Annotated in this window: 27 protein-coding genes and 2 pseudogenes; 13 read left to right on the top strand and 16 right to left on the bottom strand. The window is 36.5% G+C overall.

Annotated features, from left to right (window positions below):
• Positions 1–7: 7 nt before the first annotated feature.
• Positions 8–2,002 (bottom strand): Hint domain-containing homing endonuclease, encoded by a 1,995-nt coding sequence (locus F994_RS04585; protein ID WP_004648958.1) that lies wholly within the window; start codon positions 2,000–2,002, stop codon positions 8–10.
• A gap of 404 nt (positions 2,003–2,406) precedes the next feature.
• Here F994_RS04585 and F994_RS17455 point away from each other — a divergent pair, with 404 nt between their 5' ends.
• Positions 2,407–2,571 carry a hypothetical protein gene (locus F994_RS17455; RefSeq protein ID WP_004648957.1) on the top strand — a complete coding sequence of 55 codons (165 nt, stop codon included), beginning with the start codon at positions 2,407–2,409 and terminating at the stop codon, positions 2,569–2,571.
• A gap of 300 nt (positions 2,572–2,871) precedes the next feature.
• Here F994_RS17455 and F994_RS04580 read toward each other — a convergent pair whose 3' ends face one another.
• Both F994_RS04580 and F994_RS04575 read right to left on the bottom strand, forming a co-directional pair.
• Positions 2,872–3,144: a hypothetical protein gene (locus F994_RS04580; RefSeq protein ID WP_004648956.1), complete on the bottom strand. Its 273-nt coding sequence runs from the start codon at positions 3,142–3,144 to the stop codon at positions 2,872–2,874.
• A 314-nt stretch (positions 3,145–3,458) separates the two neighbouring features.
• Positions 3,459–3,689, bottom strand: a complete 231-nt coding sequence (locus tag F994_RS04575) for a hypothetical protein (protein ID WP_004648955.1) — start codon at positions 3,687–3,689, stop codon at positions 3,459–3,461.
• A gap of 538 nt (positions 3,690–4,227) precedes the next feature.
• Between F994_RS04575 and F994_RS04565 the strand changes: the two genes are divergently transcribed.
• The 3 genes and pseudogenes from F994_RS04565 to xseB all read left to right on the top strand — a co-directional run bounded on the left by F994_RS04565 (position 4,228) and on the right by xseB (position 7,041).
• A complete protein-coding gene (locus tag F994_RS04565) occupies positions 4,228–4,653 on the top strand; it encodes a VOC family protein (RefSeq protein WP_004648953.1) in 426 nt (141 codons plus the stop codon).
• A gap of 952 nt (positions 4,654–5,605) precedes the next feature.
• Entirely contained in the window at positions 5,606–6,868 is a 1,263-nt protein-coding gene (gene xseA, locus F994_RS04560) for an exodeoxyribonuclease VII large subunit (RefSeq protein ID WP_004648951.1), read from the top strand.
• Positions 6,861–7,041: pseudogene (gene xseB, locus F994_RS04555) on the top strand (exodeoxyribonuclease VII small subunit). The gene xseA and the pseudogene xseB overlap by 8 nt, the downstream one beginning before the upstream one ends.
• Here the strand turns inward: xseB and F994_RS04550 are convergent.
• Positions 7,038–7,688, bottom strand: a complete 651-nt coding sequence (locus F994_RS04550) for a DUF6988 family protein (RefSeq protein ID WP_004648948.1) — start codon at positions 7,686–7,688, stop codon at positions 7,038–7,040. The pseudogene xseB and the gene F994_RS04550 sit on opposite strands and share 4 nt — an antisense overlap.
• 109 nt (positions 7,689–7,797) lie before the next feature.
• Positions 7,798–8,601: a BRO-N domain-containing protein gene (locus tag F994_RS04545; protein WP_004648947.1), complete on the bottom strand. Its 804-nt coding sequence runs from the start codon at positions 8,599–8,601 to the stop codon at positions 7,798–7,800.
• 148 nt (positions 8,602–8,749) lie between these two features.
• On the opposite strand from F994_RS04545, the gene F994_RS04540 reads away from it, so the two are divergent.
• Both F994_RS04540 and F994_RS04535 read left to right on the top strand, forming a co-directional pair.
• Positions 8,750–9,016: an Arc family DNA-binding protein gene (locus tag F994_RS04540; protein WP_004648946.1), complete on the top strand. Its 267-nt coding sequence runs from the start codon at positions 8,750–8,752 to the stop codon at positions 9,014–9,016.
• Between the two features lie 276 nt (positions 9,017–9,292).
• Positions 9,293–10,480, top strand: coding sequence for a DUF2971 domain-containing protein (locus tag F994_RS04535; protein WP_167555791.1), 1,188 nt, complete (start codon positions 9,293–9,295; stop codon positions 10,478–10,480).
• Between the two features lie 103 nt (positions 10,481–10,583).
• Here the strand turns inward: F994_RS04535 and F994_RS04530 are convergent, their stop codons facing one another.
• The gene (locus F994_RS04530; protein ID WP_004648944.1) at positions 10,584–11,228 is read right to left on the bottom strand and encodes a hypothetical protein; all 645 of its coding nucleotides are present in this window, start codon (positions 11,226–11,228) and stop codon (positions 10,584–10,586) included.
• A 187-nt stretch (positions 11,229–11,415) separates the two neighbouring features.
• On the opposite strand from F994_RS04530, the gene F994_RS04525 reads away from it, so the two are divergent.
• The 4 genes and pseudogenes from F994_RS04525 to F994_RS17980 all read left to right on the top strand — a co-directional run.
• Positions 11,416–11,637 carry an excalibur calcium-binding domain-containing protein gene (locus F994_RS04525; protein ID WP_004648943.1) on the top strand — a complete coding sequence of 74 codons (222 nt, stop codon included), beginning with the start codon at positions 11,416–11,418 and terminating at the stop codon, positions 11,635–11,637.
• Between the two features lie 57 nt (positions 11,638–11,694).
• Positions 11,695–12,747: a hypothetical protein gene (locus F994_RS04520; RefSeq protein ID WP_004648941.1), complete on the top strand. Its 1,053-nt coding sequence runs from the start codon at positions 11,695–11,697 to the stop codon at positions 12,745–12,747.
• Between the two features lie 204 nt (positions 12,748–12,951).
• Positions 12,952–13,317, top strand: a complete 366-nt coding sequence (locus F994_RS04515; protein ID WP_004648940.1) for a hypothetical protein — start codon at positions 12,952–12,954, stop codon at positions 13,315–13,317.
• Positions 13,318–13,337: 20 nt separating this feature from the next.
• Positions 13,338–13,415, top strand: a pseudogene (locus F994_RS17980) (addiction module antidote protein); the annotation flags it as partial.
• A 156-nt stretch (positions 13,416–13,571) separates the two neighbouring features.
• Here F994_RS17980 and F994_RS04510 read toward each other — a convergent pair.
• The 4 genes from F994_RS04510 to F994_RS04495 all read right to left on the bottom strand — a co-directional run bounded on the left by F994_RS04510 (position 13,572) and on the right by F994_RS04495 (position 16,376).
• On the bottom strand, positions 13,572–14,081 hold the full coding sequence (locus tag F994_RS04510; RefSeq protein ID WP_004648939.1) for a hypothetical protein: 510 nt from the start codon (positions 14,079–14,081) through the stop codon (positions 13,572–13,574).
• A gap of 129 nt (positions 14,082–14,210) precedes the next feature.
• Positions 14,211–14,657 carry a putative barnase/colicin E5 family endoribonuclease gene (locus tag F994_RS04505; protein ID WP_004648938.1) on the bottom strand — a complete coding sequence of 149 codons (447 nt, stop codon included), beginning with the start codon at positions 14,655–14,657 and terminating at the stop codon, positions 14,211–14,213.
• Positions 14,650–15,456 (bottom strand): hypothetical protein, encoded by an 807-nt coding sequence (locus F994_RS04500; protein WP_004648937.1) that lies wholly within the window; start codon positions 15,454–15,456, stop codon positions 14,650–14,652. The genes F994_RS04505 and F994_RS04500 overlap by 8 nt, the downstream gene beginning before the upstream one ends.
• A gap of 2 nt (positions 15,457–15,458) precedes the next feature.
• On the bottom strand, positions 15,459–16,376 hold the full coding sequence (locus tag F994_RS04495; protein WP_004648936.1) for a hypothetical protein: 918 nt from the start codon (positions 16,374–16,376) through the stop codon (positions 15,459–15,461).
• 236 nt (positions 16,377–16,612) lie between these two features.
• Here F994_RS04495 and F994_RS04490 point away from each other — a divergent pair, with 236 nt between their 5' ends.
• Positions 16,613–17,584 (top strand): hypothetical protein, encoded by a 972-nt coding sequence (locus tag F994_RS04490; protein WP_004648935.1) that lies wholly within the window; start codon positions 16,613–16,615, stop codon positions 17,582–17,584.
• A gap of 63 nt (positions 17,585–17,647) precedes the next feature.
• Here F994_RS04490 and F994_RS04485 read toward each other — a convergent pair whose 3' ends face one another.
• The 5 genes from F994_RS04485 to F994_RS04465 form a co-directional block, all read right to left on the bottom strand.
• Positions 17,648–18,265, bottom strand: a complete 618-nt coding sequence (locus F994_RS04485; protein WP_004648934.1) for a hypothetical protein — start codon at positions 18,263–18,265, stop codon at positions 17,648–17,650.
• On the bottom strand, positions 18,253–19,692 hold the full coding sequence (locus F994_RS04480) for a hypothetical protein (protein ID WP_004648932.1): 1,440 nt from the start codon (positions 19,690–19,692) through the stop codon (positions 18,253–18,255). Before F994_RS04480 ends, F994_RS04485 begins: the two co-directional genes overlap by 13 nt.
• Positions 19,676–20,017, bottom strand: a complete 342-nt coding sequence (locus F994_RS04475) for a hypothetical protein (RefSeq protein WP_004648931.1) — start codon at positions 20,015–20,017, stop codon at positions 19,676–19,678. Before F994_RS04475 ends, F994_RS04480 begins: the two co-directional genes overlap by 17 nt.
• On the bottom strand, positions 20,014–20,367 hold the full coding sequence (locus F994_RS04470) for a hypothetical protein (RefSeq protein ID WP_004648930.1): 354 nt from the start codon (positions 20,365–20,367) through the stop codon (positions 20,014–20,016). The genes F994_RS04475 and F994_RS04470 overlap by 4 nt, the downstream gene beginning before the upstream one ends.
• Positions 20,368–20,541: 174 nt before the next feature.
• Positions 20,542–20,970: an Imm44 family immunity protein gene (locus F994_RS04465; RefSeq protein ID WP_004648929.1), complete on the bottom strand. Its 429-nt coding sequence runs from the start codon at positions 20,968–20,970 to the stop codon at positions 20,542–20,544.
• 592 nt (positions 20,971–21,562) lie between these two features.
• Between F994_RS04465 and F994_RS18020 the strand changes: the two genes are divergently transcribed.
• Positions 21,563–21,811 carry a DUF2513 domain-containing protein gene (locus tag F994_RS18020; protein WP_081399731.1) on the top strand — a complete coding sequence of 83 codons (249 nt, stop codon included), beginning with the start codon at positions 21,563–21,565 and terminating at the stop codon, positions 21,809–21,811.
• Entirely contained in the window at positions 21,786–22,769 is a 984-nt protein-coding gene (locus F994_RS04455) for a hypothetical protein (RefSeq protein WP_004648927.1), read from the top strand. Before F994_RS18020 ends, F994_RS04455 begins: the two co-directional genes overlap by 26 nt.
• 254 nt (positions 22,770–23,023) lie before the next feature.
• On the opposite strand, the gene F994_RS04450 is transcribed toward F994_RS04455, so the two are convergent.
• Positions 23,024–23,254: a hypothetical protein gene (locus tag F994_RS04450; RefSeq protein WP_004648926.1), complete on the bottom strand. Its 231-nt coding sequence runs from the start codon at positions 23,252–23,254 to the stop codon at positions 23,024–23,026.
• Between the last annotated feature and the right edge of the window lie 228 nt (positions 23,255–23,482).

The following is a 23,482-nucleotide window of genomic DNA, read 5'->3' as shown; positions in this document are numbered from 1 at the left end:
AAAAGGGTCATGTTCCAAATTCTTTTTCGGCAGCCTCTTTTAACTGACTGAAACGTGATTTTTTTGCAGCCTGCTCATGCGCCTCAGGGCTTTCATCTACGATAACAACATTTTCATACGCTTCGGTATAGAACACATTTTCCAAGAATAAAAATGCGAATACATCGCCCAAATCGGGTGACTTGATGCCCATACGCTTCATTTCATCTTTGCTAAAAATCTTATAACGGCTGTGCTCATCAAAAGTATACGGAATTTTAATAATCTGAGCCTGAATCTTGACCTTAAATTTAACTGTTTTAATCTTGAAACGGCCTTGTTCAATAGCTCGATATAAGCCGACATAGGCCAATGCACGTTTATTCACATATTCTTTGCGGTTGCTATTACTGAAGCATGCCCCACCCCAATGCACTGGCATATACCAGATGCCGTTTTTTGTTAAAAGCTGACCTAAGCCTTTACCTGCACCATTATCATCAACCACCAGTGTGGCATTCGGATACTTCAGAATGCATTCGTGGATCTTAGCGAACAACTCAGTAATATCATCTTTGTTCTTACAAAGCGGAATATCAACCACTTCAACCCGCCGTGCTCGATCTCCCCACTGTGCTTCACCCCACACTTTAGAAACCGCAATAACAGAATCGTCACGGCCAACACCACCACCAACATCGACAGTAATCACATAGCCAAACAGATGGTCTTTAAGAATTGAAGCGCCACAGTACATATTCTCTGCATTGCGCTTTGTGATCAGAAACTCATCAGCGCGGTCAGGAAATTGTCCAAGTACACGGATTTGATATTGAGGATCGTCACGACTGCCATATTTTTGGCGCTGTTCCGCTAAAGACTGCTTACTGACCAGCGGTGATTCTTCACCATTAAATGTCAGTGCTGTCCACACACCGCCAGATCGATGACTCAGCGTATGATGGGTTTCATAAAAGAGGCCAGCATTACGTGTTGGCTGTGAAGTTAAAACAGCACGGTTATCTTCATGCGTTAAGGCACCGAGAACAACGTCCATAACCTCATCAGGAATACCGCTGGCCTCATCCCCCCATAAGAGATAATTATCAGCATGGTTCCCTGCAAGGTTAGTCGGCTGGTGCTTTGGTGCTGTCTTAGCAAAGACATACCACTTTTCTTTTGATCCTTTGATGTAAACCAGTTCAGATTGATAGCCGACATAATCAGCTAACCATGCCAATGGACCACTTTTAAGCCGTCCAAGGTTAATGCTGATTTCTTTCCAGACCTGTTTCTTCAGCTGCCCAATTTGCGGAGCAGTAAACATCGTGATGGATTCATCAAAGAACAGTAGGTGCCAAAGCGCCACAATGCCTGCGGAAGCAGTTTTACCCGTATTGTGGTGCACCATTCCATCGGCAGTGAGGAATGTAGAGTCACCATCCAGTACAAAGCCGAAATACTCACCCTCACCTAGTGATACGGCACGTTCAATGCGTATAGGGCTGTATTTCTTATGCTTCAGCTCATAGGCAGCAAATTGACGCTTGGTTTCTTCTGGCCATTCCAACCACTTGGAGACCAGCACTTCCATGTAATCGCCAGCTTTCCAGCCATTTTTTGTTTCAAGCGCAATTAAACAAAGGATGTGAGACTTGTTGTAGATATGGCTTTTGCCATTTTCATATTCGAAACGGTATAAATCCTGCCAGCCAGTAACAGTGCTGATCACTTCCCGCGGTGTAATGCCATCACTGCCTAATACGGCGTCATTAATTGTTATTTTTTCTACACGCTTCCACTTACCATTCGCTAAGCGGATCTTAGTGCCTTTACCAAAACAACCGTGTCCTGAAGCTACAGATGTGCGACTCCCGTCAAATGCGATCGACTCGAATAAAAGTTCTTGTTGCCATGTGGGAGTAATACACAGCGCTTCGACCGCAAATGCATAAATGTCATAGCGATACCGAACGCAAAGTTCCCACCATTCAGGGATTTCTTTAAGAGGTTGGAGTGCCATTATGAAAAAGACGAGAGATTGTATTTTTTATTTTAAGTTTTTCAATTTGTTTTAATTTTAAGCTGTTCCAGTGAATATATTCACTGATAAATGTGTTCTTCCCAGCTTGTAAATGTACACAATCTCGATAATTAGATATCAGCTTGACCTAAATATATAATTATTGTTCCATTACACCGTTGTATCTATTCTGTATCGAGAAAATATAAATTAATTACATTGACTATTCAGATAGTCAAGCAGACCAGCACGGTACAGTCTTATTTAAAAAATCCTTGAAATATAAATAAGATATAAAGATTTTTAATCGTACATATCTCCACATTTCCATCTCATAACTACTGTAGTGTTAACAGTTTAAAAGCCCATGATGACTACTCATTAAATAATTCAACGGAAAGAACATGACCACTCAAAATACTGGATTCAAAGCTTTCTCAACTAAAGTCAATTCTACAGCTATCCATACCATTCAAGCTGCAAATGAACCTACTGAAACTCAACCAAAACCGTCAAGCGAACCTGATAAAACAGTAGAACCTAACAAAGAAGTGCCGCAAACAAAATAAAATATATACTTAGTGATTAACGACGCAGATCACTGAATATATAGAGGCTCCACTTTTTAGGTGGGGTTTTTTCGTGTTGTTACGATGAGTTACTTCTTTAGGGACTCTTCGCACTTAATTCTAAGCGCTTCAGCAGCATATGGAGCCATTGGCGCTGTACTCATAGAGTGATATGTTCTACATTCACTTGTTGGATATTGAGGCTCTACAAGTTTTGGTTCTTGAGTACTACAGCTGGTAAATAATTTTCTCCAAGCAATAAAAAAAACCACTCGAAGGTGGTTCATTTAAAATACATATTTAATGTTCTAATTGTTTACTAATCCAATCTAAAAATTCATTTTTTTGTAGAAAGCTTGGAGCAGCATGAGCCAATATAGTTTGCACTTTCCCATTAAATACTCCCTTATAATTATAAGGTTTTAGGGCCTCAAAGGTAGACTGATCGGACTCATGCAATTCACTTAAGAATATCTTCAATTGCATAAATTGACTTTGAGAACCTATCGCTGGTCTCTCCACAATAAAATTATAAATTTGTTCTAATATAGGTTTAGGATTATTTTGAGGCATTATGATCTTCCATAATTTTTATTAATAAATAGTCATCAACAAGCAATGTAACAATATATTTCTAATAATGCATTGTTATATTCTTACATTCCCATCTTCAAAAAAACAATATATTCATAAATAAAACAATCAAAACAGGATTTTAAGTTTAAAAAAATAAAAATTCTTCTTTTTCTCAATCAAACCTATCCAAATATTCGTGTGCACAATCGAGATAATTAGCTATCAGCTTGACCCATAGATATGCTAGGGGGAAAATTTATTCATAAATTACGCAATAAAAAACCACCCGAAGGTGGTTATAACAAACGGCCTTAGCATGGCACAAAAAATTTAATCCAATCACTTTCAAGTTTCTCTAAAGCCTTAGGGTTAAATTTTTCAACTGAATATATATAAAAAGTAGTATCTTTATTTCTAATTATATAGCGATAGTACTTAAGTGTACCCACTTCGATATACTCCGGTGTATACCATGCAGGCAAGTATCTTTCATCAAACTGGTATTCACCATACTCATTTTTATTGGCAATCCAAATACTCATATTACCAAATCCTTAATTGTTTTAAAGTAAGCATAGGATATACCAATAATCGCGCGATCTGGTCTAGAAACAAGATCATTAGTTTACCTTTTGATAAACATTGAAAAACCCCGCCAACAATCCAATTGAACAGGGATTCTATGTGCCGTAATACATCAGGCTAGTGAAAAAATTATTTGGATGGAATATTTTGTTTAGACAAAATTTAAATATTCTGTAATATCGATCACAATAAGCAATCATTAATATAAAAGAATAGACAATGAGACATATCGTTTATATCGCCTTTTTAATTTTCTTTGGAGTGACAAGCCTAATAAGTTTTGGACTTGGAGTTTACTTAACTAACATACTCTTTTTTGCTATTGGAGCTTTACTTGCTGTCGACACAGCTTTGGTCTCTTGGAAAATAAGAAAAACAAAAAACAATTCTTTTTTCATTACTTCCAAGAATCCTAAACCTTTCCTTTAGAGATTTTTTGGCTCTACGGAACATCAAGTTGAATTTACAAATTTGCCTTTATACACGGAGAATGACATGAAAACTCAACTGCATCGTGGAAGGCTCATCGACCATATTCAACTTGTTGTGCGCGATCTTAAGGCGAGCCAAGAGTTTTATACAGCGGTATTGGCTGTACTGGATATTCCCATCATCGGTACGACAGAAAGCTATTTTTGGGCTGACGAGCTCGTCGTATCTTCGGCAGAAAGCCCAGCAGCGCTGGGTATGCTAACAGGGCGGCACCATTTAGCATTTCAAGCTAAAGATTGTGCAACCGTGAATGCGTTCTATTTCGCGGCACTAGCTCATGGCGGCCAAAGCAATGGCGAACCTGCTGAGCGGTCTTATCACTCTGGGTACTACGCTGCTTTTGTAATTGATCCGGATGGCAACAACATTGAGGCTGTGTACCATGGTGAAGCTCAGCGCAGTGCGCCATCGGTAGTAATTGATTTGTAGGGTTTAATATTTAGAGCTCTCATTTTCGTCAAAAGCTTCAGCTTACCTTAATCTATCACTGTAGCATTTTAGGCTATACGGATTCCTCTAGTTAATCCGTATAGCCGATTTTTTTTAACTTACTTCAACATCTCGACACACTTTAATTTCTTCGTCATCAGCAGTGTAGTCAACTTCAGTTGCGCCATGTAAACCAAACAAACAGAACAGGAGTTGGAGCATATTGTTTCTCCATACAAAAAAAAGCCCACACAAGGAAAGATGATGTGGGCGAAACTAAGGACCTTGGAAGGTCGGAAACTACAGCTAGTTTCTGCCGGCTATTCTCTACACTAGTCCAATACATTACAGTGGCGCAATATGACATTATTAAAAATAATACCAACCAAATCAAATTATTATCTGTTCTTAATCTATTGTTTAGAATAAATAAAAATTTAATCCTGTGACCGAGCTTTCGTTGCTATATAAAAATAAAAAACCTGCTTAACTCTCCCAAATTAAACAGGTTCAACTCTTTCATCATCTATGTTTTGTAGCTTTTTTATTTTCAGCAAATATACGATTAGATTCTTTCAATTTTATGACCAACATAAAAAAACCTGTATCTCGGGGAAGATACAGGCTGGAAACTGGATAACCAGTTAAAGTGGAGAATCACTAATCTGACTATAATAGTTGGTTTTATTTGTTTACCAATCGGTATTATGTTTATTTTTTGTTAAAAACAATCAATTTTTCGATGCTATTAAATACTGACATTTAACTCAGATCACCAGCAATTAAAAAAGCCCATCTTTTCGATGAGCTTTAATGCTTAGTGAATCACTACAACTCCGTCCACTATAGTTAAAATATGCCATATACCTTTATAAGGCCAATATATCTAGATTGCCTTTAACTGCATGGTTATATACTATTTTCCTTAATCATTTTGGTAATACCCTATTTTATGTCCGACTTTCAGCTGTCATTAAGTGAATACCTTAATACTGTCCAAGAAGTTATACGTGTAGCTTTTGATGAACCAGTATGGGTTAAAGCTGAGATTCGTAATCTAAGTATTAAAGGTGGCCACTACTATTTAGAGCTGGCTGAAAAAGAAGAAGATACCGATAAAGTGATTGCCAGCTGTAAAGCTACAATCTGGAAGTTTTCTGCAGCTAAAATGGTTTTAAAGTTCGAACGTGAAAGTGGGATTGAACTATCTCGAGATCTGAATGTTCTCATTAAAGTAAAAGCTCGTTTTGATCCACAGTATGGCTTTTCAGTAAATATTGAAGATATTGATTCAAGTTATACATTAGGTGATATTGCACGGCGTTATCAGCAACTATTAGAACGCTTAAGCACTGAAGGGTTAGTAAATAAGAATAAGTCACTACCTACTCCATTTGATATTCAAAATGTCCTGGTCATTGCGCCTGAAAATGCCGCAGGTCTTGGTGACTTCAAGAAAGATGCAGATGCCTTAAGTAAAGCTGGCGTTTGTCATTTTGTTTATCAAACGGCGACTTTCCAAGGAAATACCGCTGCAGTCTCAATTATTGATGCCTTAGGAAATGGATTACGCCAATGGGCTAAAGATTTTAAAGCACCGCCAGATCTGATTGTTATTATTCGTGGTGGTGGTGCCGTGAATGATCTAGCTTATTTAAATGACTACAACTTAGCAGCCCTACTCTGCAAACGCTCAGTTCCTATATGGGTGGGTATTGGCCATGAAAAAGATCGAACAATTTTGGATGAAGTGGCGCACCGGTCTTTTGATACACCTAGCAAAGTGATTGGCGGTATTCGCAACCTGATTGTTGAACGTACTCAAGAAGTACTGGAATCTTTGCAAACGATAAAGCTGTTATCTCAACACCAGATCACGGCATATCAAAGCCAAAATGACCAATACATTAGAGTGATTAAAACGCTTGCTCATGGTCAAATCAATGAGGCCAATAAAAGCCTAGATATGATGAAAGGCACCTTACAGTACTTAGCACAGCAACAAATCAAATTTGCCTCAAATCAAGTTGAATCATTGATGCGTGAAACCCTATTACAGAATCCACGAAATGTGATGGCCAAGGGTTACGGTATAGTCCGTAGCAACGGTAAAGCCATCCGTTCAGTTAAACAAATCTCAGGTGATAGCATCCAAGTAGAATTACAGGATGGGACTATCAAAGCCAATGTGACACAGGTATCTAGTAATGACTAAAAAAGAATTAACATTTAAAGAAGGTTATGAAGTTCTTAAGAAGAATGCTGACTTGCTTGAGTCACAAGAAGAACCTGACATTGATAATTTAATGAAGATTGTTGAAGAGTCTATGTCGTAAGTCGCGTGTAGATGCAGTGCAACAGGCTTTGAATGAGACTTTTAAGGATTAGTCCAACTGTAAACAATCCTTAAATTTTTTTCTTGTGGTACTTACACCATCAATAACCAGCTTATTACCTGTAATTACTGCAAGTGTATAAGCAGCAAGGCACATTAAGTTATTTGATTGTCTGATAATCGGAAAAATAAGCTCAGGTGGATATCCATGCATACTTCTTTTAACTGCATGTAAACCTGAATGAACATATGAATTTAAGGCTTTCCATGAAATATCTTTAAATTCAATTAATTGTTGTACAGCAGAATGTGCCGGTGTATTTTTTGCTTCCAATTGTTGCAACATCTTAGATATTGGTGGCAGTTCTTTATTATTTCTTTCTGCTCTTTCTTCGCTTAACTCACCTACAATTAGATCTAATTGTTCATCAGAAGCTACATAAAAAGCCCATAGAGATTTTACTAACGCTTCGTATTGTAGTCTGAAAAGTGCAAATGCAGATGTATTGCATTTTGCATGAGCAATTAGAAATCTTAAACTTGCAGAATGCTCAATTGAAATCAATGCTAATGCATCAACAGCTGTATATCTTGGTGTATTTTCATATATTGGTGTATTTGTTATTGGAAAAATGAGCTGACCTTCCAAATGATGTGAGGCGTAAAGCAGCCCCTTTAATATATCTTCATTAATTTCCACGTTGTCCCCTAAAAATTATTTAATTTAATAGCATCAAATAAAATAAGTGACCAACAAACACTACAACAAATTAATTATTCTAGATATTGTGTTGATCACCTTCTTAACGCTAGTTTGTTACTTGCAACCTAGCTACTTCTTTCAAGGTTTTATAATCCATTCCGCCCCTATGCCAGTCATGCGACTGAGCAAGTTCAAAAATAGGCATATACGTCGCCTTTCCTAAAAATAATCTTGCTTCATGTGCACCAAATTTAAAATGATCATGAATGCCATGTCCCATCTTCGGGCTAAGCTTACGAATCGAGTCTCCAAACTCATCCCACCAGTGGTTTAGCCAAAGCATATGCAAAGCTAAATCTCGAATATTGACTTCTTGTTGTACAGTTCTAAGTTTCATTGTTTCTAAAAATGTCACTGCATCACTAAAATGGATAGCGAGTAATTCACTATAACGAGGAATACGGAAGTGTTGGTTGTGTCTGCTCCAAAGTTCAGTTCTTCTTTTCACACTACCTTCGCAACGGCGATCAACGATTTCTTTAAGTTCGGCTTGTTGATGTGCGCTGATTTTAATACGTGTATCGATTTGCTGTTTCAATACTTCTTTGTCCAAAACGTCGAGTACCCATTTGCGGAATTCTTTGGCGACTGGTGTGCGGGCAAAGAATGTAATGAGATGGCAACCGCGTAAATTAAACACTCGTAACACCAAATTGGGGTTCTGAGGATTATCTATAATTTTTGTCATGTCTTGAGCAAATTCATCACTATTACGATCATAAATTTTAGTTACTGCATCAGCACGTGAATAACCTAAAGCTCGGGATAATTCTGTTGATGTAATCCAAATTTGTTGATCATTAGTTTCTATTGGATGAAATTGTATTGCATTAAATGTTAGACTACTCATGTCTAATCTCCTTGCCGAGAATGGATATGAGCCCCTCCTTCCGCCAAGTTGTAGGGGCTTTTTTTATTAAAAATAATGTCCACTGGACATATTGCAAATATATATGTCCACTTGATACCATGTCAACAGAATTTTTCAGGATGAAGTCATGGGTAAACATTTAGGTGTTGCATACAATTTACGCTTACCGCCAGAACTAAAAGATAAAATTGCAGAATCTGCTAAAGAGCTAAACCGCTCTATGAATGCGGATATTGTGGCGAGACTAGAGCAGAGTTTTCAAAAGCCTATTACTACTGAACACGAAGTAAATGATCTAAGAGAATTGTTAAAACAGAGTATTGAAAATAATAAAAAATACTTTCAAATGATTGAAGAACTGTTAAAAAAAAGTGATGAAAACAAAGCTAAGTAAGCTCTTGTAATAACTACACAAATTTATAGAACAAATATTTCCAAGTAACAAAGGTATAGTACATATGGAATTTTACCGTTTCAGATCTTTAAGAAATTTATTTAACCAATACGATGATACCAACAATGCCGAAAAAAAATTACAAGATTAGGAGAGCTTGAAGAGCAATGTATTTTTTTCCCGACTGTACAACAACTCAATGATCCAATGGAGGGTTATAGAAATCTTATTTGGAAGGGAGACAAAATTGTTTGGATTAACTTTATACGAAACTTTATGTTTCTATATACAGATATTCTTACAGAGCTAGATACAAAAATCGATATAGAAAAATTAGATATAGATAAAATAAAATATAAATACACAATGAAGTTTAGAGAATTTAATATTCCTAGATGCACAAAGACAGGAAAATTTTACTTAGATTCTGAAATAAATACTATTACTGAAGAAGACTATAATTCTTTAGAATTTATTAAGCAAATTGATTTTTTTACCAAAGCATTTGAACCTTTACTTAAAAACAAAAACTTCAACACATTAATTAATTATTTGGTAGAAAATGAAATACCAAATTTTAAAATTGAAATTATTCTAGGGGTAATTCTCCTCAATATTCATAATTTTATTTTCGATAATAATTCAAAAATTTTTGATGACAAAACACTCTTCGATATTAAAAATATTATCAAATCTAACGAACATACTTTCTTAAAAAAGGATGAAAGATATTTTTCAATAAAAGAGTCATCAATAGGAACAGAAGTATATTTTAAGACCATCAACTTATACCTAAAAATATTAAATGAATCTATGTTTGATAATTGGTATGTGACTTGTTTTATGAAAGAAATGGATAATCCTATTGTATGGTCACATTATGCTGAAAACCACACATCTATATGCTTCATATATGAAATGATAGAAGAAAACAATGTCAACTACTTAACTTTAAAAAATAATAAGAGCGAAGTTATAAAATTTAAACTAAATGAAGTTAATTATAATGAAAATAAAAGAACAAAGATAAACCCTTTTGAAAATTTTGGAATGCTTATGAAAGATGAAGTAGTAAACCAATGGGTTAAATTTTACGATCAAGAAAGTAAACTTCTGTTTAACTGTTATGATGAAGAATTCCCAACTAAATATTCTTCTACTCAATTTAATGATTTATTAATTAAATCTGAACATTGGAAATATGAAAATGAATATAGAATTATAATAAGTGATATCATGAAGTTTTATTCGGATGCGAAGGATCGAACATTTCAATACGATTACAATCAGCTCAAAGGCTTAATTATAGGAATTAATACCGATAAAGAAAACCTTATTAAAATAGTAAAAGTTGTTGAAAAATTACAAATAAAATTTGATAGAAAAGATGACTTTATAATCAAACAAGCATATTATTGTACAATCGATAAAAAAATTAAGACCTACGATATTATAACGTTATAGAAAGTATAATTTACGTTTTATTATAATTTAAGGTTTTCTTGAATATTTTTCATAAAAAATTTTCAAGAAAACCGTTTCTAGCTAATAATCTACGCAGCAGCATCTACTTCAATTTCTTTTTTTCTTCTGTGCCCGTCACCTTAAAAGCAACTTTATAAAAGTCATGTAGAAAGATGCCACAATCAGCACATTTCTCAACATACTTCAGACATAAAAATCCAGCAATCAAACAAATAATATGTAAAGCTACAATTATGAAAATACTTAAAAACATTCCTTTCTCATAATAGTTAATTACTAAATCAACATATTTATAAAACTTATAAAAAGGAGTTAAACCAATAAATGCAAAAGTCACGTACCCAATCAGAGCAAAAGTTACTTTAATCCAATTCGACTTGTGCTTAAATTCTGTTACTGCCCCATCATCATCCCTTTCACGCTTCAACATTCCTCTAATCTTTACATACTCCCTTACCCATAAATCCGCATTTTCATAATTAGAGAAAAATTTAGCTTCGCTATAAGTGAGCGCATCATTATTGAAAAGAGATTTGGCCAATCTATCTTTGTACAAAGTTGACCGTTTTTCTAATTCTTTAGCTTCGAACTCATCTGCCAAATTTAAGGCTTCTGCTTTGCTTTCTTGGGTATGCTTTAAGTGCGCTAATCTATTATTTAAAAATGACAATATGATTGGCACAACGAGAACAGCTAATACCCCACCAATTTTTAATAAAGTTTCCATTTCTATGTTTTTATAAAATAAAAAGCTTGATTTAGGACTATTTTAAAATTTTGTCAACCAACTTTTAGGACTCAAAATAGAATTTGTCAACCAAACGATTATTCATACGACTTTCTAACGAGATTCATTGAGCAAACAAGCTAGGAGTTGTTAGACTTTAGCTAATTTTTTGACTTTAAAATAATTTATGAAATTTTTACTCATTTTAGTTTTGGGGTTCACTTCCATCCAAGTTTATGCCAAAAAATGCGCTGACTTTTCTACTCAACAACAAGCACAGAAATGGTATGAACAACGCAAAAAATCGGGACAAACAGGCTGGAAAAGTCTAGACCGCGACGGCGATGGTCAAGCATGTGATTGCTTGTCAGGTGGAAACGGTAAGAAGTGCCCGAAGAAGAAAAAGTAGGAATACAAACTTTTACACATTAAAAAATCAATCAAGACAACCTTTAAAGAGATTTCCATGAGTAACTATCAAAATGTATTAAACAACTTTCTCGAACAATGGCCTTTAGATAAAGTTGAAAAGATGTCCCTTGAACAATACGTTTCAACTGGAGATCCTACTACCTTTACGCAGTGGATAGAAAACAGAACTATCAAACTTGGAACAATTAGTGGTCCATTTGGCTCTAGAATGTTTGGTATTTATAAAAGAAGAAAGCCTGATCCACTTAAAGGTTATATTAATGATGAGTTATTTACTTGGGATAAAAAGTATGGGAATGATAGAAACTTAGCATTTTCACAAGTTAAAGAACATATTTTGGATACTATAAAATTTTCATCAATAGGTGAATTTTCTAAAATTGACCAAATTCCTTTACCTAATATTTTTAAATGGAAAGTTGCTTATCTTTACTCTAACGAACGATTGATCCCTATTTTTAAAATGGAGCTTTTAAAAAATATTGCAATTCATTATGGTTTAGCTGTTACTAGAAAAACGACAATATCAGAAATTCAAAAAATTCTTATTAAAAACAAACCAATTGAGTTAAACCCACATGACTTTATGCATGTACTTTGTGACAAATTTATTCCAAAAAAACAAAATACTGATGGCTCATTAAAGCCAATTACACCAAAAAATGCAGTTAAAAAGAGTAAGGGAACTCAACAAGAAAAGAATACTAATGATCAAGAAAGAATAACTACCCCCTCATACATTGCAAAACAGACTCACAATAAAATACAGAATAAATTAAGAAGAATACTTATTGATGAACATGGTGAACATAATGTTGAATGTGAAAAAAATTATGTAGATTTAACACTATACCAAAAAGACTGTATTACACTTTATGAAGTTAAATCTGATGCGTATGCTGCGACATGTATACGCCAAGCTTTAGGGCAAATTATTCAGTACGCACATCGGTTAGATACCAATCAAAAAATTAAACTGTATGTAGTTGGACAATACCCTTTAGAAGAGAATGAAATTCCTTATTTAAGCTACATTCAGGAAAATCTTAAAATTGATCTCGACTATATAAGTATTGATCTTGATTGATAGCTTTTGCATTAATAACAATTAAATGGAACACTTCAGGGTGCTCTACTTGCGTAAAATAGTAAGCGTGAAACAAGCATAATCGCAAAGAAACCATGATAATGCGCTGAACCTCGTCATGATTTTATATAAGGTGCATTATGTTAATTTTAGAAAAAGTAAATACAATGATGTAATAGCATCTATCAAAATAAGGAAATAATAATGGATAACGCTGAGTTTGTTGATGCGCTTAAGCTCTACGTTCGAGATGACGGAATCAAGGGTGTTATTTCTAGGTTAAAAAGCCCACTTGGTAGAAGCGTTTCTCCTAAGATGAAAAATTTATCTGAATGGTATAACAGCTTATCAGAAGAAAATACTAAGAACGTGAATATCATAATTGAGTTAATAGCTCATGATGTCTTATTTGGTGTTTTTGCAGTATTGGATGGTGTTAGAATTATTGACAAAGAAAAGGGACAGTTTGAATTAGCTTATAAAACACAAGAAAATTCATTCATACTGAATGATCCTGCTGAGATAGGATTACATGAGCTATTTAATTCTGAATACCCACCAAAATTCTAGACATACATAACCCTTTATTGAACTCAGCACCTCGTTTTGACACTATCAATCGTGTAGTAAATGCTTTAGGTTTAACACTAACAGTTCAAAATACTTAAAGTTAAAAAAATTAGTAAAAGTGGAAGTAATAGGCTCCCACTTAAAGTGTCTATATTATCACCAATAAGAATATCTGCTCCATGATGGTTATTACCATCATGAACTGAATATTAATAGAATTAATTTATACCTCTGATTAGAATCATATAAATTTTTTAAATACTAAAAGGCAACATCGTCCGATCTATATTATCCGCTTCCTGCACCTGATTCGACATTACTCCATACCCTGTTGCTATCTTATGACTTGCCCAGATCGCCAGTAGCGCTGCAATATGCCCATTATTCAGCGAGCTGCTGTCAAACTCTTGCTGCATGCCCTTCTTATCAATTTTACGCACCTGAAGAATGTTCATTGGGTTATAACGGGTAATTGAATTTTCGAATTCAACCAGTCCACCACGGTAGCTTGCTTGATAAATGCGGATCACTTCTTCAAGATGCTGCTGCGCATCGAATTTCAGCTGCCAGTTCTTAATCAAGTTTGGTGAATCAGTAACAACGACCGTATTTTTACGCAGATCTGGCGGTACGGCCAAAGCGGTAAATATCTCCGTCTTTTGCAACAGAATCTCTCCAGTATCCTGAAAACACATTGCCATTAGGCGTATAGGCTCATCAGAAAAGCCAGTCACACGGCTGTCAATACGGATCATTTCTGTCATTTGACAAATCTCCCAAAAACATTAGAATAAAAAGTAAGCGGTTGCTCCCACAATATAACGTCGAGGTGTAGGTATATTGTGCGTAGCAGCAGGAATCCCATCAGTGTAACTGCTGTCATCAACCGCTTATCAATCAAATACTTTCCAGCCAGACAGCAGCCATTCATTGCTATCCGTTTTAATCAATGTTGCTTCATACCCTTGATGCTCAATCACAGTTTGACTTGATAAATCGTGCTTGAATGTTCTGAGTATTTTCCCTTTCGCAAGCACAGTAACCATTCGATACACCAAGGCATGAGCCTGCGTTGCAGAATAGCCATCCTTACGCATCCTTGCCTCCAGAATATGGACAATTCCTTTGCCGCCTTTGGTTTTCCCATTGGGCCGCACCTTGCCTGCATCTCCCCAGACAAAATCAATCCAGCCCATATCCTGACGGTACATGGCGTGGTCAAAATCGTGCTTGGTCTTGAGCACCACGCGCATTGCAGCGCGCCCCCGTGAAATATTCTCTTCAGCCGTTCTGGGCACTTGACTGGAAGAGGCTGAGTCAAAACCTATCAACTCAGTCATGAATGTTCTCTACAGTAATCTCGCTAGTATCTTTATTGGCTATCACACGGGTATGACCGTCTTCAGCAAATTTATCAGCTTGAATCACCACAAAATCTTCCAATGGTTTTTCTACTGCCGATCCGTCAGGGTTATAGCCATTATCAGTGTTGTTATCATGCTGACCACCAAGCCCTAGAATTTGCGGCACATAACCAATCAGCTGCACATCAATCGTAAAAATAGACAGGTTGATTGCTTCACTGGGTACTGGTGATGGAAACAACTGATTTTCTAAAACTGTAAAGGTACTGTACTCAATATGACTGCCCGCTATCTCAAAAGGCACCGCAACACGGCGTTTATCTTCATCCAGCATGTATGCACAGAACTGATCGCATACAGACCGCGCATCATGTGAGTTAGTCGCATAAAAAGCAATTTGCGCACGTACAGTCTTAGCAATTAAGCGAATTTTCACTAATTGATCGTTGATTACCACAGGTACAAAGTATGGCACTGGCAGAAGCTGACTAACATCGGGCGGCTGATCAATCAATGCAGTAGCGGTCAGCATAATCGGCATAAACGCCGTAGCACCACCTGAAACATCAGCATTTTGGCTTTTACGGTATTCAGCCAGCATTGATTCTGAATCGTCCATCAGACGGCTTGGACAGGACTTAATCGCCGTGCTGATCTGCCGAGTTTTCCATTCATCAGTCTGAACGGTTTCGGGCATATACCATGCCCGAAAATCGACCAGCATTTTATACCAGGTATCTTGAATGCATTTAAGCGAATCTTTAGGCATGCTCATAATCAGCCCCACCCAAAGATTTTAAAGCCTTTCGCTTTTACGGGTTTAACCTTCGGTTTTTCACCGTCGATCTGCATACGCGCAATTTCACTTTCTGTTAGCAGCTGCTCTGCTTCATTGCACACTGAATCAAAAGAGCGGATCTCCCCGACCATGCCTGTATAGAAATCCTGTGTACGCTGAACCTGTAATGCTGCACGCTGATCACGTTTAGCCAACTGATTTGCCAGCTGATCCACTTGATCTAAAGCCTGCTCATTGAACTGATGCAGCTGAAGCTGGGCGTGAATATGATCAAAATCTCGCACAATTTGCTGTTCAAGCATATTGGCAATCATGGCTTCCGAAGGTGATAGCAGCGAAACATCTGTCGCACTGTCAAAACAGGAAATCAGACCTTCTTGATGTTCTGGTACTGCTAGGCCATCAAACAGCTGGCCATCACCTACGTTAGTGACATAGTTCGGCTGTGTGACATAATCATAACCATAGAAATTAACGGGTACTAAACCTAGTCCAGAACGGCGGTAATCCTGAGCTGAACTGAAACCGCCTACACGGGCTAGATACTGCTTGCGGGCATGTTCCCCTGCTGCATTATCGAGAAACTCTGCTACATGGGTTACATCACCATTTTTATCGGCATAAGATTCAAGTGTTCTGAATGCTGACTCTAAATACACCACTTTGCCATCAATGATCACTGATTCAGGCGGAAACATCCCATAACGGCGACGGATCTCATGCCCGTTATAGCCGTACATGGTCCCCGACTTAATCATTTCCTGAACTCTCGGATGGTTAATCTGATTGATCATTTCTTTCATATCAACATTGGCGCGGTTTTTACCTGAATGCTGGCGGCCACGCTCAAATAAGTTGTATTTAATTTTCTTGGTTTTTCGAGCTGTATCAGCCATAAAAAAGCCCCAATAATTAGAATATTGAGGCTATTTTGGCAATACAGCGCAGTGTAGGTTTTGCAGTGTTCCAATCAAAACCGCGCAACCACTTTTTACCTTTTGTTAAAAATATTTAAAGGAAAAACTTCTAAATTGATATAGAATCCCTTCAATTTTTTAGAATAGCATTTGCTAAATTCTTATTATTTTTAAATACATAATTTATATTAATTTAATATTCGGGTAATTCAATAATGAAATTATTAACTTCAAAATTTTCAAAACTAAGTTTGATTTCCCTAATGGGCTTAACTATCTCTGCATGTGGTGGAGGTGGCACAGGTGACAGCTACAATAGTAGTGCAACTAATACTTCAATTAAGTTTCCAATGCATACTTACGAATTAATAGGTGAAAGAAATGATTTTATGGGAAGGGAGTTATATAAAATATTTAGTGAATCACTAATATTACGTGATAATAATGTTTCAATAACGACTAGAACACAAGTTGATTTTGAACAGCAATACGCTACGGCTGAAAATCCTTATACAGAATATGATTTTACTCTTACTAAAGATAAGTTATATGAATCTAACGGTTATAGCCTGCCTCTATATTTAGAAAAAAATGATAAAGGTACTGTAATAACTTCGTATGACCAGCACAAAGGTGGTCTAACTCAAACCATTACATTTAAGACACTTAGTCTTTCTAAAAAGAAAATTAACTCTTCGGAAGTAATAAACTCTATTTTCGCTTCTGAAAATCTCAATTCAGAACCAACTGAATTTTTAAAGCTTAGACTTGCCTTTTTCAAATCTACTCAAACTTTTCCAGAGGGAGCTGAGTGTTACCAGTTCTTAAGTACTCAACTTTCACACTCTACTATTGAATTTGACAAGAATAACTTAGTCAATAAAACATATTCAGCTTGGGTAAATGAGAAAAAAACTCAGGGTTTAAATGTTATGACAGAACAGTGGGCAAATAAGAATGTTGCATATGTAAAAGAAGCTGATGGGAATGTTTCTGATGCATACCAAATGGTCGTAGTTGAATTAAATGGAAAATTATATTTTGGTGATTACACATCAAACGAAAAAGTCGATCTAAGTAAAAATATTGATCCTTCACTTAAATCTGGTTTGTGTTCAGCTTTTGATCAAAAAGCTGCTTATGGACTATATCTAGGCTTTAGAGATTTACCAACTAGCCCCTACTAATAAACTATAAAAAGGCGGGTTTTCCCGCCTTTTTATATTCCCCATAATTTGCAACTTTCAATCTTAATCACTGAAGTCAATTACCTGATAAACCTTGCCATATACTGCTGCACCTATTGAGCTATTCCCCAGCTCCACATCCAAAGCCTTTGAATGAACCTTAAGCACGACATTGGCAGGAACCAAACGCCGTAATATCGGTGACAGTTCAATAATCTCGGATGTATCAACGCTGTCCTCAATTGAAATACGCAACCGGCTTGTGAGGAAATGATCTGGCTTTTCCTCATCGGTAATATGCTTTGGGTAATTCAAGTAGGTTTTGATTGGATGCCAGAGTCGCTTAATTTGCCACTGATCCGTCCAGATCATGCGTAGTACAAATTCTAAAAAGCCTAAACCACGCTCACTGGCCAGACTTGACCAGTTTGCATAGATGACCCGCATCAACGTATCTGAAGTCAGTGGACGCCGTAGTACCACAAGACCATCTTGCTTAGAAAAGCGCTCAATGACTTTTCGGCTACCTAAGTGCGGACAGCCATAGTCCAGCATGTCCTGAACCTGCTGTTCAAAGACATCGGCAAAGACTTGTTTAAATGCCTTGGCCAATGCCGTTTCTAAGCCTTGGTAATTATTGACTTGCTGATCAATGGGGCGCGTAAAGCTTACATTACCCATGCTGCCCCCATCTCTGCGGTACGTTCTAGATTCAGTGTGATACTTTCATTGGAGATATAGACCCATTCATGTGGCTTATTCAAACCCGCAGGCACAAGTAGCGAGAAGTCACTGATATTGTCCTGAAAGGCTGTAATATTTTTACGCAACTGGGTTGATATTTCCTGTGTATTGAAGCCATTCACTAACCAACGGCTTGAGCTCAATTTCGTTTGGCCATAACGGTCAACCAACAAACCTTTGATCTGCACCTTTACACCGTCTAAATCATGCACGGCGGCCAAGCGGCCGTTTAACATTATTGCAAAAGGCTTTTCTAATACAGCATGTACCCTCACCCGGTCTTTATATAGGCTATCCAGCTGGCCAATATACTGAATGATTTCCTGTTCCAGTGTTGTCTGCTCCACGCTGTTTTTAGCGACTACCGCAATATGCAGATGATTAATATCTTGATAGGTTGCACCATAGTAACGGTCATGTTCATTTTCATTCCACACCGCCAGATAGTTAGCGCGTGGCATAAATTTAGCCCGGACTGAATAATCGAAGTTACCCAGAAACACGGCGTTTTCATCATAAAGCGATGGGTAGCTGGACAGTACGCGCAGCTCAGATACATTTAGCGGATCTGCGCCCTGACGTACCGCTCCACTTTGCTTAAAGCGCACTGAGACACGTTGCTCATCGGCATTAAATACATCAACCAGTGAAGCATCTTTTAAACGCGAAATATCAACATCGCCGTATGTTTCTAAAATGCCCAAGGTAAATATCTGATTGGCTTTTGCAGTGCATCCTGCTCGCTCATCATCACCAAATTCTATAAATATTCGACGTAGACTATCCGTTGTCAGGTTGAATGCGTATTCCAACGGTGCGACATTCATCCAGCGCTTTTTATGCAGGTAGGGATTGTTTTGATCATCACGCACCGTAATACCGGCTAATGACAAATCATCTTGTAATTTAATTTGCGTACGATGGAAACTTTCACTGTTCTGTACAAGGTATTGGACTTCACGGTATTCACTCTGCTCTACCAGTACTTCTCCCGTTTCACCCGGCAATACAGTCACAGACTGGAGCAAGCGCCATGGACGACCACTATTATCTTCAATTTGACGGCCTTGGCTTAAGCTAATGCTGTTTCCTGAACGGTTGAGCACTTCCAAAATATGCTGTGCCGGCATTCCAATCGGTAGAATGCCTTTATTGGTCGCATCAGCGATAATTGAGCGGTCGCGGGTTTTAATGAACGGTTCCAGTTCTGCAATATCAATTTCCTGACTGAATAAGGAAAGGAATGCTGCAATAGAGCGGATCTGCTGGATCACCAATGGATCTTGCGCGTTATAGCGTTCCTGAATTTCATAGTCATCTAATGAGGCAACAATACGTGCTTCAAAATTAGCTTGCGTCAGCATCGTATGTCTCCCCTTGCATTGACTGCGACATCTGACTGTCACGGATCTGATTTAAGTTAATCGCCACATCACCGACTTTGAGGTAAATAACCTTTGTTTCAAAGCCTTCATTTTGGCTATATAGCGCAAGCTGATCTGCACTGAGCTGCTGAAGAATCGGAATATCCTGCTTCATCTTGTTGATGAATTCATTTGCCACTGGAGAATCTAAAGGACCCATAAGCAAGCTGTTCAAGTCTGGCCCATAAGGTGATCCAAAATAGCCGTTAATTTCAGCTTCAAACCAATGATTAAGCATGGCGTGTATCTTATTTCGATCGATCATAGCCCCGCCTTATGCGCTGCCAATTGAATGACTTTACAGAACAGGAAAGCTGCAATCACCATCATGGAATACAGCGCAAAAAATGCTATTAAAATATAAAGGATAAAATCAGAAGCGCCGCAGTAAGTCAGCACATTGTAAAAAGACCATGTGGCAATGCCGGTGACCAAAACTGCGGGGATCAAAAGCAGATATAGCGTCTTCCGTGAATGGTTAAAAACCTTATCAACGATGCCCTGACGCAAAAGATGCATGAGCTGTACTTTACTGTCACGAAAACCTTTAAATGCAAAAAATACATGTACTAAAAAGAGTATGACCAGCAGTACATTCAAACCAAAATTCAGCATTACCCGCTCCTAAAGCTATATATGGTTAGGGTAAGATTTTTATAACTATAGCCAGCGTACTTGTTCCAATAAAAAAGACCGCCTAAGCAGTCTTTTGGATCTAGTGAATATCCTAAAAGCGGACATTTCTATTTGGGTTCTAACAAGATCATTGTATGGTCTTGGCCATATGAGTTATGAATCAATTTTTGAAATATCTAAAACATCTTTTTTTAGTCTATCAAGTTCTTCATAGACTTTTTCATCAAGCTTAGGCCTAACCTTTTCAAATTTAATTTTTAACAAGTCTAAACTTCTGAGCATCATCTCAAAAATAAGTTTTTGCCGTCCCAAATCATCGGTGGAGTTAAATTTCTCGTAATTTATTTTTAAGCGAAAATCCATAATCTTTTTTTTAAATGAATACATTACTCGTTCTTCGAAGCCTTTTGGACCCATCATTATCGTAATACAGTCCCAACTCTCTAAAGGTATATCGTAAGTTTTATATTCAAGTCTGCTTTTAAGTATATTCTCAACATTATTACGAGCAACATTCAATTGCTGAAACTGTTCTTCATTTAAAGCATCTCTACCTGATTCACTACTCATCCACACTTGCATAAAAAATCTCTTAATAATCTAATTTTTTATAATAAAAAACCCCAACATCCTGTCGGGGTTTTTCGTATTGGGTGCTTTGGTATAACTCCTGTCGTACCTCACATTCCTTGTATCTGATCTTGTTATTCTTATCTGGAGCATCCTGCTCTCTATGTCCCCATGATAAGAAATCAGCGTGAGGTCGTATAGCCGCAAAGGGCGGGAATTGTTGTGAGCAAATGCGTACAAAACTGTTTAAATTTCACCCCAAGGGTTATCCGCAGAAATTGGGGATAATTTAAGCAGTGGATGAGTTGATAACATACAATAATGTGCTATTTTGATTAAATATTGATCGTTTTTATTGGCAATAACTTCCAGAGTTGTACATAAAAAAGCCGAATTGTTTCCGAGTCGGTTTTTTTGTGCTTTTTTGAATTTTTAAAAACAGTTAAGTTGTTGAAATTATTAATTTAAATGAAACGCGTTTCGTATAAGCACCATTATGTTAAATGGGGATTAATTCTTTAAGGAGACAGAACCCGAAAAATTCCAAGAGGGTTTTTATGTTTGTATTAGCTTCAGTAAAATGGACAGTTAACTTGCTAATTTTATTGATGGAAATATACTGAGTAATTTAGATACTGACGAAGATGTGTATGTAAAATGCTTAACATGGAAAGGTCATGAACTCATAGACATAATTAGGAGTCAACCAGTGTGGGATAAGATTAAGAGTTCTGCTTTAGATAAAGGATTAGAGCTAACTTTTGATGCGATTAAATTATTAGGTGCAAAGGCTTTAGCATTAGTTCTAGGAAATTTGGGGGTAATTTATGACGTTAGTTGTAGCAGGATTTGATGGCGATGAAATTTTCTTTATAGGTGACTCAGCCATTACAAATGGTTTAAGTACTATTCCAAAAACAATTTTATCAGGTTTCAAAAAAATTTATGCAATTCCTATTGTAGTTCATGCGCCTTATTTTGTTAAAGAATTCAGGAGATATATCCCATTTGACTCTTACAAAGCAGAATCTGTAGTTGCGTTAGCAGGTAATACTTTAATAGCTCAACATATTCTTAATACTATTAATGAGCATCTGACTAAAGTTAGAGTCAATTATTCTTATAATAATGGCATAACAACATATTCTTTAATTCGTCATTGCGATTTAAGAAATAATCAATTTTATAATGAGGGACGCATTTGGGATGAGTCAGAACTTTCTTATGATGAAGTACTCAGTGCTATTCAGGTTAATGATTTAAAAGACATAATAGAATATTCGATAAGTGAAGCGGTTCGTTCTGCATCAAAACATGTTTTAGGAGAAGAGGACTGGAAGAGAGTAAAAGATAATGAATATTTATTTTCATTATCGTGTCCGCATAAACGGGAAAACTTTTTGTATAGAGTTGAGTTTGGCGAGGAGGAATCAGGAGAGGGTGTAAAAGCTATCCCTAAAGTTGAATCAATTCCAAAGGGACAAATTGGTATTATTGGTCTTAGAAGATTTAATGAAGAGTTATGTGAGAAATATAATGAACTTGTGGTCGCTCAATCTAATATTTCCTTAGAAATGCTAAATTATTTTGAGCAGATTATAGATAACTGTAATGAGCAAGGCTATAAGGGGGTTGCTAAGCCAATAATCTACAAGAGATATAATAATGCTAAATTAACTAAAGCAGTAAATATCAAGGAAAATGGAGACTGGATTAAAACTGATGAAAATGATATTGCTCGAATAGTTCAGGATAAAAATAAAGAGTTATCTAGTGTAAATAACTATGAATATGATTTTAGTGACATTTAACTCCTAGTATGGGTTCTCTTGAATTAATGGTATCCCATTTTCCTTTCTATATTCGTCCATTGCGTAATTAATTCATGCTCGTTTAGCTTGGGCTTACCACGTAAACCATGTTCTTTAAGTTGGTTGTAGCGTTCATTCACATATTCACGGTTGATGGCTGCGATAGGAGTATCCTGCCATCCTTCAAAATTTATGGTCACATGTCTAAGAATTTCACCGCTTCTGCTAAATTTTAAAATCTTAATATAAAATAATTAATCTTTATTTCTACGAGACACATATCTTTTTAATGCGTGCTCATCTTCATGTTGCTCTGTTTTAAATCTATGCTCTAACCTATATTTTTCTAACTCAATAAGATTATTAATAAACGTCAATTTTTTATCAACAAGGGTGAGTTTGTTTTCAAATTCTGGTGTTTCCGCTATTAATTGATCTAGCAGTGTTAAAAACTCTTGTTCATGGTCTAGTAAGTCAAAAATCATAGTTCATAAGCTCTTTTTAATCTTTAATATATTCTAAAATTAACATAATACACCTTATACGAAATTCTCTTTTTATTTCCATATAAATCATTACCTTACTTCAATCCGTTCCAGCGTTCAGCGCACTGGAACGGCTTTTTTGTGATTATTCACGTTCCACGCCTATTCTTTGACCAATGTTCCACAAATTTGATTAGTACTGCTAAACAGGTAGTTTAACCATTCGGC

Source organism: Acinetobacter bohemicus ANC 3994, assembly GCF_000367925.1.
GTDB lineage: Bacteria > Pseudomonadota > Gammaproteobacteria > Pseudomonadales > Moraxellaceae > Acinetobacter > Acinetobacter bohemicus.
Note: the sequence above shows the minus strand (reverse complement) of the source record. Positions and strands in the feature narration are given on the sequence as shown.